Consider the following 1,010-nt stretch of genomic DNA (forward strand, 5'->3'; position numbering starts at 1 on the left):
GTAGTCGAGCAGCAGCCTGCCCCAGGCGGGGCTGGCGTTTTCGGGGTGGCCAAAGCGCGCGCACCGGGGCCTGGCCACTCCCTCCTCAAGCCCGAGCTGGCCCTGCCATGCGTTGCGCGGGTTGTAATCGATGTTGCCGGGGTTCCGGTTACGGACGCCACGGGGTGTAGTCATAAATTTTCTCCAGGATCGAGTAGGGTGAGGGATTTTTTTTCCCTCAGCCCTCTCACACCACCGTACGTGCGGTTCCGCATACGGCGGTTCAACTAATACGCTGGAGTCCCTGCACAGTGCTGCGCAGCGAGACCAGCCCCATTTTGGCGAAGTACAACGTCGGTACTGCCTGATTCATGTGTTTGGATGCCGAGTTCCACCAAGGCCCTCGCCCGTTTACACTCGACTTCCACGCCCGCTCAGGCCTAAGCCCAAGCAAGATGAGTCGTCGTTCGCGGGTCTTCGGGGTTTTCCACTGTCGCCAGAGCAGGCAACGTAGTTTTCGACGCAGCCACCAATCGAGTTCCTCCAGCATCCGCATGTTCGCGGTAAGCCGAAAGTAGTTTGCCCAACCCCGCAACACGGGATTTAGCATCTCTATAGTGTGAGACAAGGACCGTCCTCGCCCCTTGCGCAGCAACTCACGAACTCGATCCATCAGTCTTCGCAGGCTTTCGGGGGCAGGTCGCACCCGTGTCTCTTGGCGATAGATCGTAATCGCGTAGCCCAGAAACTTTCGCTTCCAAGGCCGTGCTACTGCGCTTTTCTGCTCGTTGATACGTAGCTTCAGATGACCCTCCAGGAAGGCTCTGATGTTCGCCATCGCCCGTTGCCCTGCGCCTTCACTGCCGATGTAGATATTGCAGTCGTCAGCATATCGGCAGAACTTCAACTGCCGCCTTTCCAGCTCTCGATCAAGATCGGTCAGCAGGATATTCGACAGTAATGGGGACAGCGGCCCACCCTGAGGCGTACCCTCGCTGCGGGGTTGAATCACGCCATTAGCCATCATCCCC

At 58.5% G+C, this 1,010-nt stretch carries 1 protein-coding gene; it reads right to left on the reverse strand.

Annotated elements, in window-relative coordinates; all coding sequences use genetic code 11:
• Positions 1 to 262: 262 nt before the first annotated feature.
• Positions 263 to 1,010, reverse strand: a 748-nt coding sequence (locus C4K88_RS18020) for a group II intron maturase-specific domain-containing protein (protein WP_206604392.1), incomplete at its 5' end; no start/stop codon positions are given.

Origin of the sequence: Arthrobacter pityocampae, from assembly GCF_002927275.1 — a bacterium.
GTDB lineage: Bacteria > Actinomycetota > Actinomycetes > Actinomycetales > Micrococcaceae > Arthrobacter_D > Arthrobacter_D pityocampae.